Annotated in this window: 13 protein-coding genes; 4 read left to right on the top strand and 9 right to left on the bottom strand. The window is 45.5% G+C overall.

All coding sequences use genetic code 11. The features are described from left to right. Positions 1–60 precede the first annotated feature (60 nt). Positions 61–855, bottom strand: coding sequence for a dienelactone hydrolase family protein (locus ACLWBD_RS04170; RefSeq protein WP_413569649.1), 795 nt, complete (start codon positions 853–855; stop codon positions 61–63). 225 nt (positions 856–1,080) lie between these two features. Here ACLWBD_RS04170 and ACLWBD_RS04165 point away from each other — a divergent pair, with 225 nt between their 5' ends. From ACLWBD_RS04165 to ACLWBD_RS04150, 4 genes are read left to right on the top strand one after another with little or no spacing between them, the layout of a single operon-like run. Beyond that, positions 1,081–2,121, top strand: coding sequence for a CNNM domain-containing protein (locus tag ACLWBD_RS04165; RefSeq protein WP_063243429.1), 1,041 nt, complete (start codon positions 1,081–1,083; stop codon positions 2,119–2,121). 2 nt (positions 2,122–2,123) lie between these two features. Then, positions 2,124–2,438, top strand: a complete 315-nt coding sequence (gene cutA, locus ACLWBD_RS04160) for a divalent-cation tolerance protein CutA (RefSeq protein ID WP_413569647.1) — start codon at positions 2,124–2,126, stop codon at positions 2,436–2,438. 33 nt (positions 2,439–2,471) lie between these two features. Continuing rightward, complete coding sequence (locus tag ACLWBD_RS04155) at positions 2,472–2,987, top strand: orotate phosphoribosyltransferase (RefSeq protein ID WP_063208763.1); 516 nt, start codon at positions 2,472–2,474, stop codon at positions 2,985–2,987. A gap of 39 nt (positions 2,988–3,026) precedes the next feature. After that, positions 3,027–3,980 (top strand): hypothetical protein, encoded by a 954-nt coding sequence (locus ACLWBD_RS04150; protein WP_413569645.1) that lies wholly within the window; start codon positions 3,027–3,029, stop codon positions 3,978–3,980. 22 nt (positions 3,981–4,002) lie between these two features. Here the strand turns inward: ACLWBD_RS04150 and ACLWBD_RS04145 are convergent, their stop codons facing one another. From ACLWBD_RS04145 to topA, 8 genes are all read right to left on the bottom strand, one after another. Then, positions 4,003–5,130, bottom strand: a complete 1,128-nt coding sequence (locus ACLWBD_RS04145) for a hypothetical protein (RefSeq protein WP_413569644.1) — start codon at positions 5,128–5,130, stop codon at positions 4,003–4,005. Between the two features lie 19 nt (positions 5,131–5,149). Then, positions 5,150–5,947, bottom strand: a complete 798-nt coding sequence (locus ACLWBD_RS04140) for a phosphatase domain-containing protein (RefSeq protein ID WP_413569642.1) — start codon at positions 5,945–5,947, stop codon at positions 5,150–5,152. Between the two features lie 199 nt (positions 5,948–6,146). Continuing rightward, a complete protein-coding gene (locus tag ACLWBD_RS04135; protein WP_063208754.1) occupies positions 6,147–6,989 on the bottom strand; it encodes a class I SAM-dependent methyltransferase in 843 nt (280 codons plus the stop codon). Then, entirely contained in the window at positions 6,989–8,044 is a 1,056-nt protein-coding gene (locus tag ACLWBD_RS04130) for an alpha-ketoacid dehydrogenase subunit beta (RefSeq protein WP_063208752.1), read from the bottom strand. Before ACLWBD_RS04130 ends, ACLWBD_RS04135 begins: the two co-directional genes overlap by 1 nt. Beyond that, positions 8,044–9,153: a thiamine pyrophosphate-dependent dehydrogenase E1 component subunit alpha gene (locus ACLWBD_RS04125; RefSeq protein ID WP_413569641.1), complete on the bottom strand. Its 1,110-nt coding sequence runs from the start codon at positions 9,151–9,153 to the stop codon at positions 8,044–8,046. Before ACLWBD_RS04125 ends, ACLWBD_RS04130 begins: the two co-directional genes overlap by 1 nt. A gap of 479 nt (positions 9,154–9,632) precedes the next feature. After that, a complete protein-coding gene (locus ACLWBD_RS04120) occupies positions 9,633–11,651 on the bottom strand; it encodes a S41 family peptidase (protein ID WP_063208748.1) in 2,019 nt (672 codons plus the stop codon). Positions 11,652–11,773: 122 nt separating this feature from the next. Beyond that, entirely contained in the window at positions 11,774–12,673 is a 900-nt protein-coding gene (locus ACLWBD_RS04115; protein WP_413569640.1) for a hypothetical protein, read from the bottom strand. Positions 12,674–12,752: 79 nt separating this feature from the next. Continuing rightward, entirely contained in the window at positions 12,753–15,473 is a 2,721-nt protein-coding gene (gene topA / locus ACLWBD_RS04110; protein ID WP_413569639.1) for a type I DNA topoisomerase, read from the bottom strand. Positions 15,474–15,531: the final 58 nt, after the last annotated feature.

Genomic DNA, 15,531 nt, shown 5'->3' with positions numbered 1-15,531 from the left:
CAAAAAAAGGCCTCCGCCAGGGGCAGAAGCCTTCCATTTGAAAAATTTCACGTGTGTCGACTATTTAGTCACAGGGCTGACTTCATTCATGAAATCCATGAAGGCCTGCCACGATCTGCGGTCCGCAGCTTCGTTATAAGCCACTCCCTTCGAGATATCATTTCCCGCGTCTTTTTGGGTGAAAGCGTGTACAGCTCCGGAGTACGCGATGAACTGATAATCTGCTTTAGCCTTATTCATTTCATCCATGAAAGCTTCGACTTCAGCACGAGGAACATTGGGATCAATGGCTCCATGGAGAACTAAGAGCTTTGGTTTGATACTTTTAGTATCCTGAGGTTTTGCTGTTTTTAAGCCCCCATGAAAACTGACGGCGCCCTTGACTGGGAAGCCTGCGCGAGCCGCCTCTAAAGCACCAGTTCCACCAAAGCAATAGCCAATGATCACGATGTTTTTGGCATCTACTTTTTTATCTTTCGTGATGTGATCCAATGCCGCTTTGATTCTTTGACGGTACATTTTCATATCACCGCCGCGGTACTGGCCTGCCGTTTTACCCGCTTCTTCAGGGTTTGTCGGGCGAATGTCTTTTCCGTAAATATCGATGGCAAATGCTACGTAGCCTTTTTCAGCCAATTGTTGAGCGCGCATTTTTTCGTAGTCTGTTAAGCCCATCCATTGATGAACAATCAAGACTGCGGGACGCGCGGTTTTTACATCATCATTGTAAGCAACGTGCCCCTCTAATGCGGTTTTTCCGTCTTTGTATTCCACTGTTTCTGTTTTGATCGCAGCAAAGGATGACGCTGCTGCAAAAATGCCTACAAGGGCCAATGCTGATGCTAAGCCTTTCATTCGAACTCCTTTTCTATGACTAAAGTCTATGTAGACTCTGCTGTGTCGTCAAAAGAGAGCTTATAAAATTGCGCTGACGCAAAAGCGCGTCCTTTGGGGTGCAAACAGGACTGGGTTGCAAGTTGCGTTATAGACAGGCTCCTCAGCACCTGTGTTACACTTAAACCTCATGAACCATTGTAGGCGTATGCCCTTTATCTTAATCATCTCAGACGACTCTCATCTATGACATTGATCATCGTTTTATTCTTCACCACCATTGGTATTTCATTTCTATGTTCCATGCTCGAGGCCGTTCTTTTGACTTCGACCTCTGCGTACATCGGCGTTTTAGTAAAAGAAAACAGACGAAGCGCGAAACTGCTTGAGCATCTTAAAGAAAATCTAGACCGCCCTATTTCAGCCATTCTGACTTTGAATACGGTTTCTCATACATTGGGTTCTGCGGCCATCGCCTATCAGATCCAAGTTCAGTATGGCGAACACGCAGTGACGATTGCGTCGTTTGTATTGACCTTCTTGATCTTGGTTCTTTCAGAGATCATTCCTAAATCCATCGGTGCGGCTCATTGGAAAGCTCTTCTGCCTTTTTCTGCTTACACGATTCAGCTGATGATCATTCTGCTTTACCCTCTGGTTCTTATGTCTGAATACTTGGGTAAACTATTTCAAAAGTCTTCCGAAGATCCCGAAGTCACACGCGAAGAAATTCTGATGACGGCAGAGATCGGCGTTGAAGAAGGAACCTTGAAAGGTAAAGAGTCGAACATCATTAAGAATCTTTTGATGCTCGATAAGATTTACGTTTCCGATATCATGACTCCGCGATCTGTGTTTTTCGCTCTTGAAAAAGATCTGACAGTTGAAGAAGTATTTACAAAATACCGCCCCATTCGCTTTTCTCGTATCCCCGTCTATGCGGGAAGCCTTGATAACATCACCGGAATGACTTATCGCTATAAAATTCATGAAGCCTTGTCGAACGATCAACACGACAAAAAAATTGGCGAAATGGTGACTCCGATTTCTAGCATCCCTGAACGCATGACAGTTTCCCAGGTGCTGGATTTCTTCATTAAAGAAAAGGAGCACGTCGCTTTAGCTGTCGATGAATACGGGATTGTTGCGGGTCTTGTCAGTCTTGAAGACGCGGTGGAAACTCTTCTGGGAGTTGAAATTGTCGACGAACTGGATAACGTCGAAGACATGCGTAAGTTTGCTTTAGAACAATGGCAACTTCGTAAACAAAAACTCCGTCGGAGTTAATCATGATCCTTCTTTATGTCCCTTGCCCTGACAAAATCACGGCGCAAAAAATCGCTCAGTCTTTATTGGAAGAAAAACTCGTGGGCTGCGCGAACGTCATTCCGGGAATGGAATCGATGTATTGGTGGGAAGGAAAAATCGAGACAAGCTCCGAGTATATCCTGATCTTAAAAACCTTGAAAAGATCTGACGCACAGGAAAGAGTCACCAAAAGAGTCATGGAGCTACATCCCTATGAAGTTCCCTGTGTGATGACTCTCCCCGTCCTAGGAATCAATGAATCCTATAAGAAGTGGCTTGAAGAAAGCATGAAGTAGCCAATATGATGGCCTAAAACCGCAGGAGCCATCATGACTAAGCAAGAACTCGCTAAAAAGATCTACGACGTTGCGCACTTGACCGGAGAATTCAAACTTCGTTCAGGGCAAGTTTCAAACGAGTACTTTGATAAGTATCGTTTTGAGGCACAACCCGCTTTGCTTCGTGAAATTGCAAAACACATGGCTCCAATGATTCCCCCCGGAACAGAAGTTTTAGCGGGACTTGAAATGGGCGGCATCCCGATCGCAACAGCTTTATCTTTAGAAACGGGCTTGCCATGCGTTTTCGTTCGCAAAGAAGCCAAAGAATACGGCACCTGCCAGTTTGCTGAAGGCTTAGACGTCAAAGGTAAAAACGTCTGCGTGATTGAAGATGTCGTCACCACAGGCGGCCAAGTGGTTCTATCCACAGCGGATTTACGCTCCATCGGCGCAAACATCAGCCACGTTTTATGCGTCATCCACCGCGGCCCGGTCTTCCCTGAACCCAAACTCACTGAGATCGGCCTAGCCCTAAGTCCGCTCTTCAAGAAATCCGATTTTTAGCCGATAAAAAGGACTGGTTTACCTACCAGGAGAATCCGAATGAAAAGGCTTCTATCAGTCCTTACAACGGCAGCCCTCTGCTTGTCTTCCGCAAGCGCGCTTGCGGAGTATGATGAATTTAGCTGCGTAACAAACACTTCTTTGAAATTGAGCTCTTTAGAGTGCGTCACTTGTGGCATCACGAAGTACTATGCTGATCAAGGGATTGAACTCAATCCTTCTCATCGTTGGGTCGCCCTTCTTGGTCTGATGGTTCGCGAAAACAAACTGACTCCGCAAGGTGGTCGCGGCATCGTTCGCGATACTGATGCCCATGAAGTCTTTGTGAAAGAAGTTATCAAAAGAATCCAAGTGTACGGCGTGTGTAATGAGTTTACAGTTCCAGAGATGGGAAGCCGTTCTAAGAACATGCACGACATGACGGCGCAGGACTGGAAAGAGTTCTCGATGTTCCTCACCGGAGACAAAATTCCTTCTGACGACACTTACGATAAGTTGGCCAAGAAGTTAGGTTTCAAATCTAACAACGGTCTTTTCGGTAGTGACAAAGGACCGAAGGCAAGCCTTGATTATCTATTCGAAGGTCACATGGAGAACCTGACCCTAGATGAAAAACGCTCCCTGTTTAAAGAAAAGCTCAATCAAGCACTGGAGCCGGACTATACAATAGCCGGTGATAAGAAAAACAAATCCGTTGAATTCGTACGATCTGGTGACGAAGGCAAAGGTCTAAAAAGATGTTTGTCTGACATCCGCGAACGCTACTTCAGAAAACAAATGTCAGATCAGGAAACTTATAAAATGTGTGGAGTTATCGCTGATTCTTGCGACATTCAAAGAGGTTCTTTAGATCGCGGACTGGATTTCTGTGCTCACAGAGGCATGGGACTTCGCCCCGCTTCAACAACCCAGCCGCCTCCATTTGGCGGCAACGGCGGCGGACGAATGCCTCCTCCACCAAGACCTGCAACTTCAGGAAAAGGTATCAACTAAAAAAAGCCCGAAAGGGCTTTTTTTATTCGCAGTATCCGACCGAATTTCCCTCTAAAATGTCTTCGTAAAGCTTCTGCCAACCAGGCTGCTTGCCTCCAGGTAAACAGTCAGCTACTTTTGCATCTACAACGTCAGCACCTAATTTATTAACCAATGCCATAAAAGCTTGCGGGAAATTCGCTTTGAGGGATACTACTGACTCACACTTACTTAGATCATTCCGTAAGGTTTGAGGTGTGATTGTCTCCATAACCTTAATCATTTCTTCTTGGACCAAGTCTTGTTCTTCTTTTGTAAGAGAAAGAATTTCAGCGACTTGAACTTTCCAATCTACGCTATCTCTTTTCACCTTCTCTAAAATCTCGACGTTGGATAAATTCTTTTTGGATAAAATATAAGTTAACAACTTCACACTCTTCGTATCGGCAGCTAACTTGAGAAGTCTTTCAGGTTCAAGATTCACAGGACCTTCGAGACGTTCTAGTGCCTCGAAAAACTCCACATACAAGTCACACTTAGAAGGAAGATTTATATCATTTTTGGCAATGTCTGTTCCGCTTTCGTAAATGAAATCAATAGTTCTAGAACCATCACTAAGCACTTTGAGAAGAGGGAATCTAGTCTCAGAATAAAAATTGATTAAGTACGCGGGACCAAGGTTCATAGATGATTTGGCTTGCTCAACGTACTTTGCCTCATTAGCAGTAATGATTCCGGTTGCTTCATTGAGTGACCGCCCTGGCACCTGAAGCATTTGTATAGGTGTATAACTACCCTTCTTATGCGGCTTATAAGGCGAGGCTCCTTTAGACAACAGAGCGATGATAACTTCTTCCCAACCATGAGTAATAGCAATCTCTAAGGCCGTCTCACCTGTTAGTGCGTATTGATTAACTTCTTTTTGATCAACTTCTCTAACTAATTTGAAAAGCAAATCTTCATCTTTGAGTTTGATTGCACCAAGTAACTTGTCGGGAAATGAAGTGCCTTCCATTAGGGTCACTTGCTCTCGAACTTCGTCCTTCGTCATCCCGACTTTCACTGGCTCTGGAGTGGCCGGTGGAAGTTTGTTCGGGTTCTTTTGAAATGAACATGCACTCACTGCGAGTGAAGAGGCTAAAATGAGATTGAGCGCTATAGTTCTTTTCATAAAAACTCCGAAGAAATAATTATTCTTGCGAGCAGCGGCCGGCGATGGCGGCTTTAATGACTTCTAGTTTATCGGTTGTGCCTGTTACATCCCATTGCCATTTGAAGTCGCGGCAGTCTTGCCAGCTTGGGAAAACCATGTGGCCGTAGTTTTCAGAACCGTCGTCGCGCTTGAGGCGTTTGTAGACGACTTTTTCGATGCGGTTGTAGGATCTGACAGGAAGAATTTCTCTTTGAATCAGATCAATTGCTAATTCTACGGAAGTCACAAAACCGATTTGGCCTTCCATCGTCGGATACTTAGAATCTGCAAGTCTTGAATAGGCTTCACGAATATACTGAACCGCCGGAATATGCGGGTGCTCTTTCACCATTTGGTCATACACCGTAGCGTCGAATTGGCCGTTGTCGCCGAAGTAAATTACAAGTTCAGGGCGCTTCTTCGCCAATAATTCGCGAATCACTTTTTGTTTTAACTCAGGGTCTTGAGCGATACCCGGATTTGTGTGCAGCTTTGTGAGTGGAAAGTCATTTTCTTCCAAAAACTCTTCGTGCTTATCGGCCATAAGAATTCTTGGAGCTAAACTGACGTAATGGAATTCAATATTGCGACCGTATGTCTTTTTCAATTCCTGATAAAGATCGGTCATACCGGCAAAGCGACTGTCATCATCGAAGAAAGAAGTCGCCGCACGTTTCTTATTTAAAACATTGCTGACTTTGATGGTGTCGTCGATATCCGAAATTACCAGCACTTTCGCTAAAGCGATTTGCGAAACCAAGCTTAATGATAACACCAATCCTGCAACTATTTTCATACGACGTCCTTTCTAAAATCGCGAACATTCTTACTCTTAACTTACGAGAAGCCTTAACCGGATAAGCCGACTAAAAAGTAGACAGCAAGCGCCAGCCTGCGTCCCTTAAGGACTTCAGATAAGTTTTAGAGCATTTGAATGTCACGATTTTGAAAAGAGCAAAGAAAAGACCAAAAAAAAGCGGGTCTCCCCGCCTTTCCTATTTTTCACCTACGACGTAGGCAATCCAACTTTGACAAGCTTCCCCGTGATCAACACGAGTGAAGTTTCCGTCTCCGGAGCCGTCTTTCGCGGTTCCTTCCCAATAGACATGCGTCTTTCTGAAGCCCGCCTCCATCATAATGTCGCGGATTTCAGGGATGGTCCAAATTCTCCAGTCATAAGTGAAAACTTGTTCGATCTTTTTTCCACCCACACGGAAGTGAATATGGAAAAGAGCTTCATTCGTCACCGGATCGAAGTTCGTTTGATCCCAGTAATAAGTGAAACCTTCATGCTTGATGGTGTCTTCAATAGCATCGTAACACTGACTGCCACCGAAAATATCCACTAAGAACATGCCGTCTTTATTCAAAGACTTTAAAGCATTCACAAAATACTTTTTGATCACTTCACGCTGCTTAAAGCAGAAGTAAGAAAAGTTCATTGCAGCGATAATGTCTGCCTTCGGCAAGTTCGGATCAAGAACATTGCCTTCGATCAACTTCATACGACGTTGTTGTTCCGGACGAAGTTTAACAAGATAGTTCTGGCGTCCGTAAGCCATCGGTTCTGGATCAAGATCAATCCCGACTGATTCGTGACGAGGGTTGAGTTTAATCCACTCTGTCGAAAGCGCGAAAGTTCCGCAGAAATCTTCACGGAATGTGCGTGGGTTCTTCCCTTTCAACTCTTTATAAGTATCGCGGATAAAAACCACATCGTTTTCAGCGGATTGAACAGCCTTACGATAAAGTTCGTATTTATCGAAATGAACCTTCGAACTTTTTTTGTTCACACGACGGCGAACTTTTTTCTTATGAGCCAGATCCATTTTTGCCATTAAGGTACTTCCGCCACAACTTCGCGAATTGCCGTTTCAATATCATGCAACTGAGGAACGGAATTCTTTTCTAGATTTGGATGCAAACCAATACCTGGCAAGTTTTTACCCGCAAGAACACGAGGACGCGCCATCAATTGATAGAACAGCTCTTGAGTTGCACGGTAAGCCAAGTGCTCACCGAAGTTTGTCACTTCAGTATCTTCGTTCACGAAAAGAACGCGACCCGTTTTTTCGATAGAAGATTTAATCATCTGCCAGTCATAAGGATAGATCGAACGAAGATCAATCACTTCAACAGAGATACCTTCGCCCGCAAGTTTGTGAGCCACTTCATCACAAAGATGAACCATGCGGCTGTAAGTAACAACGGTGATGTGCTCACCTGCATGAGTGATTTTACCCTTGCCGATTGGAACGATGTACTCTTCCAAATCCGGCCAGCGAGGTTTCCAGCCTTCGGCGTTTTGCACCGGCTTATCAATCATCGCTTTTAATTCTTTTTCGTCTGAAGGCTCACCAGGGATCAATTCGTCACCCTTATGGCGCATCAAAGCTTTTGATTTAAGATACAACACAGGATTTGGATCTTTGATCGCCGCGAGCATCAAGCCGTAAGCGTCCAAAGGATTTGAAGGCATCACGATTTTCCAGCCTGGAAGACGAGACGCCCACGCATCAAATGAGTGAGAGTGATACACAGATCCAAAGATCCCCGCACCTACCGGAGTCATCACAACCATTGGCAACTGAACTTGACCGTTCGTACACCACAAAGTGTTTCCGGCAATTTTTAAGAGGTCGATCGTGTTAAAGATGTAGTCTGCGAATTGGATTTCAGCCACACACTTGTCGCCACCCATCGCAATACCCATCGCCATACCGATGATACCACGCTCATCAAGCGGAGAATTCCACGCCGTCTTAAGACCTTGAGTCGCCGTGAATACACCACCTAGTGGAGCGCCCACGTCTTGTCCGAAAATATCTTTTACGCCCAAATTTGTTTCACCGTAGTGAAGGGCCATTCTGATAGCTTGTGCTACGCTTGCCATTAGAATTTTCTCCAGTCTGCATTTTCGCTATCAACGTAAACATGTTCCCAAACAGATTCTGGTGTCGGCACAGGCTCGGTACGAGCTTGCTCTTGAGCCGCAACACCCTCTGCTTCATAGATTTCCCAGATTTTCTTCGCGGCTTTTTCAGTCAAGATTCCAGCGTCGATCAGGCGATTTTCAAAAGTAAAAACGGGATCGATCAAGTGAGCTTTCTTATTAGCACCATCGGCCGAAGAGTGGCCGTACAAACGACTGACGTGAGCTTCGATAAACGAAGGCTTCCCTGTTTTACGGATGTATTCCATCTCTTCTTGCATGGCCAAGTATGTCTCAACCGGATCATTCCCGTTGATCACACGAGCACGGATATTGAAAGCCTTCGCGCGATCCGCGATGTGCGTTTCACCGTGCTGACCTTCAAACGGAGTCGAAATACCGAATTTATTATTTTGAACAGTGATAAGAACCGGAAGCTCTTGTCCCTTACGAGAAGCCAAGATCAAGGCCGAAGCAAAATCACCTTCCGCCGTACCCGCATCACCACCAGTCACAATCGAAAGAGCTTTTTTACCAAAGCGCTTTTGCACATGAGCCGTACCACAAGCCAAAGGATACTGAACTTCGATAGGAGAAGTCACAGGAGCCACGTTCCACTGAGGGAAGCAATAGTGATTGGCAAAGTTACGACCGCCTGTTGAAGGATCCGTCGCACGATTCATAATCAAACGAATCGAATCCACCATGTTCATCCCCAAAGCCACCATCGTCGGAGTACAACGGTAGTGCAAGTGGAACCAATCATAAGCAGGCCCTTGCCCCTTACGAGCCAACAACCCGAGCGGAACACCAAAAGCTTCCTCACCAGGTCCACCAATCCAGAAATAAGCTTCACCGGCTTTGTAGATCTTAATCAAACGCTCTTCAAGAACGCGCGATTTCACCATCAAATCATGAATACGAAGTAAAAGATCTTCCGACAACCCACCAAAGTTATCCGCTTTGGCCGAAGCTTTCTTAGAAGCCTTCACAGCCGTCTTAGCCGAAGTCTTCACAGACTTCTTAGCCGCAGACTTACTGCCAGCTTTCACAGTGGTCTTTTTAGACATGAAATACCCCTTAAAATAGGACCCAAATTGCCGCTCTATCTAAGCGAAAAGAGAAGCTTTTGTCACGGCCAAAGAACCCCAAAAAACCGCTGAAAACCAATTAAACCGCCCTCCCACCAAAAAAACACCGGAAAGGCCACTTCATTCCACGAAAAAACGACCAAACTCAAAACAAATTCCGGGATTTTCTTTCAAAGAAAGGAAAAGGAATTTGAGCACAGATTTGCGGTGGCAAGGAGGGGCGGACAAGGGACCAAGCGCGAAGTGCGGCCTTCGGTGGCGCCACGATGGCGCGAACCGAGGCAAAGCCTCGGCACCGACTGAGCCCGGATGGCGTGCCGCACGAAGCGATTGGAGCCCTTAGCCGCCCCTCCTTGCCACCGCAAATCCGTCGCTCGAAGCCTCCCCTCCCCCCGTTCGAAGCAAAAAAAAAGCCCAGAATTTCTTCTGGGCTTAACAACAACGAACGTGGAACGAAGCTACTTGGCGCTGGCTTGTTTGGGGGGCACGAGAGCTTTCCCCTCTTGCAGCTGAATCAAATCAAGAAGTACATTTTCCGCTTCCTGAATATCAGGTCGCTTTAAGTACTCTTCATTTTTCTTAGCCTTACTAGCAGTCTTTTTCGCTTTTTCTTTTTTATCTTTTTCGTTTTTATCTTTTAGCACTTCGCTGACACGGATTAATTTTCCGCGCGCTTTGGCTTTGTTCAACTCATCAACGATCTTTTTGAACTCATCGTTTTTAGCAACGCGATCCGCAGATCTTTCTTTCAATGACTTGATCCAATCGGACTTCAGCTCTTTCCAAGTTCCAGGGCCTTCTTTCACGTAAGCATCTGGAGACAAGAACGCCTCGATAGTTTTTGGAGGCAAAGAGTAATCCATGTACTTTTCACCGATATCATCCGTGCTGAATGGACCCGGAAGAACCACGTCGGCATCAACACCACGGTGCTGAGTCGACTTGCCACCAGGGATGAAGAACATACCTACAGTGACTTTGATCGCGCCCAAGTTATTCGGGATCGGAAGAACGGATTGAACAGAACCTTTACCGTAAGTGTGGTCACCACCGACGATCACGGCCCGTTTATAATCTTGCAAAGTTCCAGACACGATCTCTGAAGCGGAAGCAGAAATACGGCTGGTCAAAACGACAAGCGGTCCCGCCCAGTCCACAGCCGGATCCGTATCACGCAATGCAGACTCTGCACGACCTTCGTTTTTAGAAGATTGTTTTACAACGTTTCCAGTTTGGAAGAACAGACCGGCGATTTTCACCGCGTCTTCAAGTGATCCACCACCGTTATTAGAAAGATCGAGCACCAAGCCATCAACTTTCTTTTCGTTCGCTTCTTTGATCAGCTTTTTCATATCAGAAGCTGAAGAGCGCCCCCCACGGCGAGAGTCCGCGTAGAATGAAGGGAAGTTGATGATACCCAATTTCTTCTTCTGACCGTTGATTTCTTTATCTTGATAAATGATAGAAGCTGCTTCGTCTTCAAGATTTACTTTTTCACGAGTCAAAGTAACATCGAAACGATTTTTCGCATCACCGGATTTACGCAAGATCGTCAAACGCACTTTCGTGCCTTTGTTACCACGGATTTTTTTGACAACGTCTTTTAAATCCATGTCGATCACGTTTTCCATCGGTCCTTTTTCCTGACCAACAGCGATGATTTTATCTTGAGGTTCAATCAAACCTGATTTCGCAGCGGCGCCACCAGGTACAAGTTGTTCAACAACTGTGAAACCGTCCTGCGAAGAAAGTGTCGCGCCGATACCTTCCAAGGAAAGACGCATTTGGATTTCGAAATCTTCAAGCACATCACGAGAGAAGAAACTAGAATGTGGATCCAAGGCTCTAGCAAAAGAATCAAGGTAGCCAGAGAACAAATCATCCAAGGAAGTTTCTTGGGTTCTCTTCACTGCACGCTCGTAGTTCTTAGCTACGTTCTTTTTGGCTTCATCAAGTTTCATGTCGGTCGCTAGGTAGTTACCAATCTGGAACTGAATGTATTTTTTCAAATACTCATTGGCTTCATTAGAGTCTTTAGGCCAAGGTTTTTTATCAGGATCAAAAGTGAATTCCGTTTGCGCATCGAATTTAAAATCTTTGCCTAGATATTTTTTTGCGAACTCCGCACGATCTTGCACTCTTTGCAAAACGATTTTCTGAGTGGCTTCCAAGAATGAACAGTCACGGTTTTTCGTTTTATCAAAAACATTGCCCGCCGTTTTTTTAATGGAATCAACATCAGCTTGTGTCAGATAAATTTTTGAAGGATCTAAACGTTTAAGATATTGATCCATCACGCGAACTTGCAATTCTGTATCGCGGTTAGAATATTTCACGTGATTCGCTAAGAAGCCTTGTTCGATCACAGTGAGATAGCGGCACTCTAAGCCCTCTTTTAGCTGTGCAGATGCCAAAGAGGAAACGGCTAAAGAGCCGGCAATAATGAAACCTTTAACGCCATTTGAGAATGAACTCATGCTGATCCTTCCATGCAGCTTCCCCTCTAGGAAGCCATACTGATTTCACTAGATTATCAAAGATTTAGAAGGAGGCATGCAATTTATGAAGGACGTTATAAATTAGGACTTGTTATTTATTTTTAAGACTTTTGTCGATCTTCTTCAAAGAAGGACAGTTGTGAGAGGTTCTCCACTTTTTCGCCGCGCAGACCGCCCAATTTTATCTCATGCTTTACGAAGTTTCCGTGCTGAGTCTCAATGAGGAAGAAAGACATCTCGGGGAATCTCGCCTTAAGTCGAGTCATTTCTTCGGCAATAAGTTGGATATTTTTGGGGTCGTCATCCGACATACCGAAGCGGTGATGAGGATTGTAACCATAAGTTTCAATCGCCTTTTCCACACTCGCACGGATGGCGCGTTGTTTAAGTTCTGCGGTGCCTTCTTTTAGCTCTGCATCACCTAAAAGTGCACGCGTCTCTTTGTGACTCACTGGATAGACACTCAGGTAGTTGGGCTCCAAAGGAAGAAGTTTATTTTGAACGAAAACGCGGATCCCGTCTTTCAAGGTTTCGGGATGATGTCCACGGGCTGTGATGACAGACAACGGACGTTGATTGAAGGTCGCGTGATAGAAACACTCCCAAGAAGGGCCTTTCCACTGGAAGTCAGGAAAACCTAAAGCCTCTGCCACGTCTTGCACGAAGATTTGTTTCTTACCTTGAAGCTTCTCGATGTCCTCGATGTGATGATCACGAAAATTACGGAACGTTCCCGTCGTGTCACAGAAATCTAAATCATAGTCTGCATAAGGACCGGATTTACCGATGCTCTGATGATACTGGGCAAAATCTCCGCTAGAGATTTTCACTTCATGACGATCGGTTTTGTGGAAAAGAATCAAAGGTGTGGTCAAGAAAGCAATGTTGTCGTCGAAGTCGAAGAAATAGAAACTACGGCCGCCCAGATGAAAGTTTCTATCTTTCTCTGGGGAACGGTTGATCCCTAATTCTAGTTGTCCCTTACGGGAACTGTTACCCATACGAACTCCAACGCTTAGACCGAATAACGTGGAGCAAATTTAGCAAAGAATCCCCCTTCGGAAAAGGGGGATGAACAAATTACTTCTTTGACTTGCGAGTGACTACTTTTTTGACACCTAAGACCTGCGCTTTTTCTTTCGCCGTCTCAGCTTGCTTTAAAGATTTCTTCGGAGCCGCTTTAGGAGCTGCGGATTTGGCTGTGCCCGAGCTTTTGCCTTTAGCTTTGGCTTTTCCTTTGCCCTTTGCAGGTCCGCCCTTTTCATTGATCAGAGCGACAGCTTGTTCCAAAGTCACTGTATCCGGAGTCGTTCCTTCTGGAAGGGACACGTTCACTTTTCCGCATTTGATATAAGGCCCATAAGGTCCATTATACACTTGGACTGCGTCCGTAGTCTCAGGATAAACACCCAGTTCCTTCAAAGGAGCTGCTTTTCCGCGACCCTTTTTCGGTTGGCTTAACATCTCAAGTGCGCGCTCAAGCGTGATTGTGAAAATGCTTTCGCCTTTAGGAATCGAACGATAGTCCCCGTCATGCACGATGAACGGTCCAAAACGACCCAAGCCCGCTTTGATTTCTTTGCCTGTACCTGGGTGAGTGCCCAAAAGTTTTGGCAATGATAAAAGCTCCAAAGCCATTTGCAAATCCACTTGCTCTGGCTGCGTGTTCGGCGGAAGCGACGCACGTTTCGGTTTGTCGTCTTCAGGACTCACGTCACCTAATTGCACGTAAGGACCATAGCGGCCATTCAAGACATAAATTGGAAGACCTGTCTTAGGATCTTTACCCAAGGCATCCGCACCATTGATTTTTTGATCAATCAACTTTTCGGCGATTTCAGGAGTGATATCGGCGGGAGATTCATTATCAGGCAATGAAGCGCTAACATCTTCTCCATCACGTGTCGTTGTGACGTAAGCACCGTAACGACCGACATGGAATTTATATCTATCCATGCCTTCTAAGGTCATCGTACGAGCCTCATCAGGATTAATTTTTTCCTCCTGAGTATCCACTAAAGCACGCAGACCCTTCGGTCCTTTATAAACAGAGGCTAAATATTTTTCCCAGTCTAGATCGCCATCGGCGATATTATCCAGGCTTTGCTCCATCTCAGAAGTGAAACCCAAATCGACGTATTCAGAAAGATAGCTGCTCAAAAGTTTTGAAACAATCATCGCCGTGAATGTTGGAACAAGAGCCGTTCCATTTTTACGAACGTAACCGCGATCAATAATAGTTCCGATAACAGAAGCGTACGTTGATGGACGGCCAATGCCTTCTTTTTCCATCGTCTGTACAAGGCTGGCCTCGGTATAACGCGCGGGTGGTTTTGTTTCATGCGATGTTGGATCTAGCTTCGCACATTTCACAACGTCTTTTGTTTTCAACGCTGGCAAACGCACTTCGCGCTCTGCCAAATCTGCTTCTGGATCATCACTGCCCTCGACGTAAGCGCGAAGGAAACCGGCAAACTCAATCGTCATTCCGGAAGCACCAAAAAGAGCTTCACCGACTTGGATTTTAGCGCTGACTTGTTTCTGACGAGCGTCCACCATTTGCGATGCAATCGTACGTTTCCAAATCAAATCATAAAGACGGAATTGAGTGCCCGTCAGACCTGTTTCATCCGGATCCATGAACTGATTTCCAGCAGGACGAATCGCTTCATGGGCCTCTTGCGCGCCTTTGACTTTTTTCGCCGCGTAAGTGCGCGGTTGCGGTGGTAAGTACTCTTTACCGTACTTGCTGCCGATAGAATCACGAGACGCCGTGATTGCTTCGTTCGACAAGAACGTAGAATCCGTACGCATATAAGTGATGAAACCTTGCTCGTAAAGTTTTTGAGCCACTTGCATGGTTTCTCGTGAACTCAAACCTAATTTTCTGTTCGCCTCTTGTTGCAAAGTCGAGGTGATAAATGGCGGAGCCGGTTTTCTGAACGTCGGTTTTTCTTCAACGTCAGTAACTGTCCAGTTCCCCGCTTTCAAATCGGCAGCAAGTTTTGCAGCTAACTTTTCATCAAGGACTAGAACATCTTTTCCGGCCGTCAACTGACCCGTAAGACCATCGAAGTCTTTACCGGTGGCGATTCTTTGATTTTTGTACTGTTGCAGGCGAGATTCAAAGTTCACACCGTCTTTAGAAAGTTCAGCAAGAACTCCCCAATAAGCCGATTTTTTAAAGCGAATGCGCTCAAGTTCTCTTTCAACAATCAAACGCACAGCCACGGACTGCACGCGACCTGCGGAAAGACCGTAAGCCACTTTCTTCCACAGAAGTGGAGAAATCGTGTAGCCCACCAAACGGTCCAAAATACGACGTGCTTCTTGCGCACGCACTAGGTTCAAATCGATTTCACGCGTGTCTTTCAAAGCTTTTTGAATCGCGTCTTTCGTGATCTCGTGAAACACCATTCGTTTTGTTGGAACTTTAGGCTTTAAAACTTCAAGCAAGTGCCAGCTGATAGATTCCCCTTCCCGGTCTTCATCGGTCGCGAGATACAGCTCTGTGGCTTCTTCTAATTTGTCTTTCAAGTTCTTTACGACTTTAGTCTTGTCCTTGGGCACGCAGTAAAGAGGTTCGAAGTTCTTATCAACGTTGACCCCAAGTTGGGCCCATTTTTCTTTTTTTACTTTTTCAGGAATGTCTTTCGCAGATTGTGGCAAATCACGAATATGTCCCATGCAGGACTCAACCACATAATCTTTCCCGAGGAATTTACGAATGGTCTTAGCCTTCGTTGGGGACTCCACAACGACCAGCTTGATACCATCAGATGCTTCACTTTTTTTGGCCATGCTCTAATTCCTAAGGGCTCATCCAAAGTCGAGGGATAACGACTCTTGCAGCCCGACC

The sequence above is a fragment of the Bdellovibrio sp. HCB117 genome (genome assembly GCF_047305915.1).
GTDB classification, from domain to species: domain Bacteria; phylum Bdellovibrionota; class Bdellovibrionia; order Bdellovibrionales; family Bdellovibrionaceae; genus Bdellovibrio; species Bdellovibrio bacteriovorus_B.
The sequence above is the reverse complement of the archived record's forward strand: the minus strand, read 5'-3'. Positions and strand labels throughout refer to the sequence as shown.

What these genes read in the sequence shown, in the direction of transcription:
- cutA (WP_413569647.1), top strand. Translation starts at nt 2,124, where the DNA reads ATGATCCTTCTTTATGTCCCTTGCCCTGACAAAATCACGGCGCAAAAA.
- ACLWBD_RS04170 (WP_413569649.1), bottom strand. Translation starts at nt 855, where the DNA reads ATGAAAGGCTTAGCATCAGCATTGGCCCTTGTAGGCATTTTTGCAGCA.
- topA (WP_413569639.1), bottom strand. Translation starts at nt 15,473, where the DNA reads ATGGCCAAAAAAAGTGAAGCATCTGATGGTATCAAGCTGGTCGTTGTG.
- ACLWBD_RS04165 (WP_063243429.1), top strand. Translation starts at nt 1,081, where the DNA reads ATGACATTGATCATCGTTTTATTCTTCACCACCATTGGTATTTCATTT.
- ACLWBD_RS04135 (WP_063208754.1), bottom strand. Translation starts at nt 6,989, where the DNA reads ATGGCAAAAATGGATCTGGCTCATAAGAAAAAAGTTCGCCGTCGTGTG.
- ACLWBD_RS04130 (WP_063208752.1), bottom strand. Translation starts at nt 8,044, where the DNA reads ATGGCAAGCGTAGCACAAGCTATCAGAATGGCCCTTCACTACGGTGAA.
- ACLWBD_RS04150 (WP_413569645.1), top strand. Translation starts at nt 3,027, where the DNA reads ATGAAAAGGCTTCTATCAGTCCTTACAACGGCAGCCCTCTGCTTGTCT.
- ACLWBD_RS04155 (WP_063208763.1), top strand. Translation starts at nt 2,472, where the DNA reads ATGACTAAGCAAGAACTCGCTAAAAAGATCTACGACGTTGCGCACTTG.
- ACLWBD_RS04140 (WP_413569642.1), bottom strand. Translation starts at nt 5,947, where the DNA reads ATGAAAATAGTTGCAGGATTGGTGTTATCATTAAGCTTGGTTTCGCAA.
- ACLWBD_RS04145 (WP_413569644.1), bottom strand. Translation starts at nt 5,130, where the DNA reads ATGAAAAGAACTATAGCGCTCAATCTCATTTTAGCCTCTTCACTCGCA.
- ACLWBD_RS04115 (WP_413569640.1), bottom strand. Translation starts at nt 12,673, where the DNA reads ATGGGTAACAGTTCCCGTAAGGGACAACTAGAATTAGGGATCAACCGT.
- ACLWBD_RS04120 (WP_063208748.1), bottom strand. Translation starts at nt 11,651, where the DNA reads ATGAGTTCATTCTCAAATGGCGTTAAAGGTTTCATTATTGCCGGCTCT.
- ACLWBD_RS04125 (WP_413569641.1), bottom strand. Translation starts at nt 9,153, where the DNA reads ATGTCTAAAAAGACCACTGTGAAAGCTGGCAGTAAGTCTGCGGCTAAG.